This window comes from Brevibacillus sp. FIR094, assembly GCF_050477165.1.
GTDB lineage: Bacteria > Bacillota > Bacilli > Brevibacillales > Brevibacillaceae > Brevibacillus.
This window is the reverse complement of the sequence record NZ_JBEAES010000091.1, coordinates 1-506: the sequence shown is the minus strand read 5'-3', so window position 1 is coordinate 506 and position 506 is coordinate 1. Positions and strand designations below refer to the sequence as shown.

Genomic DNA, 506 nt, shown 5'->3' with positions numbered 1-506 from the left:
GGAGAGATCGAGTCAACTGGGAGCGACTGGAACAACGAGGAGAGACCGGAGCCACCGGATCAACCGGAGAGACCGGAACGACTGGAGCCAGCGGAGCGACTGGAACAACGGGATCGACCGGAGCGACTGGATCGACTGGGGAGACCGGAACAACCGGAGCGACTGGAACCACAGGAGCGACTGGATCAACGGGATCGACCGGTGCAACAGGAGAGACCGGAGCAACAGGAGAGACCGGAACCACTGGAACAACTGGAGAGACGGGATCAACCGGAGCGACAGGAGCCACCGGATTAACTGGAGAGACAGGGGCAACCGGATCAACCGGAGAGATCGGAACGACAGGAGCCAGCGGAGCGACTGGAACAACTGGAACAACGGGAGAGACCGGATCAACAGGAGTTACAGGAGCCACCGGATCTACTGGTGCAACAGGACCAACCGGAGCCACGGGAACAACTGGAACAACAGGAATGACCGGATCGACCGGAGCAACCGGAGCCGAC

Annotated in this window: 1 protein-coding gene; it reads left to right on the top strand. The window is 60.7% G+C overall.

Annotated features, from left to right (window positions below; all coding sequences use genetic code 11):
• A partial coding sequence (locus ACQ5DJ_RS29970) for a hypothetical protein (protein WP_429845624.1) occupies window positions 1–506 on the top strand: 506 nt, incomplete at both ends.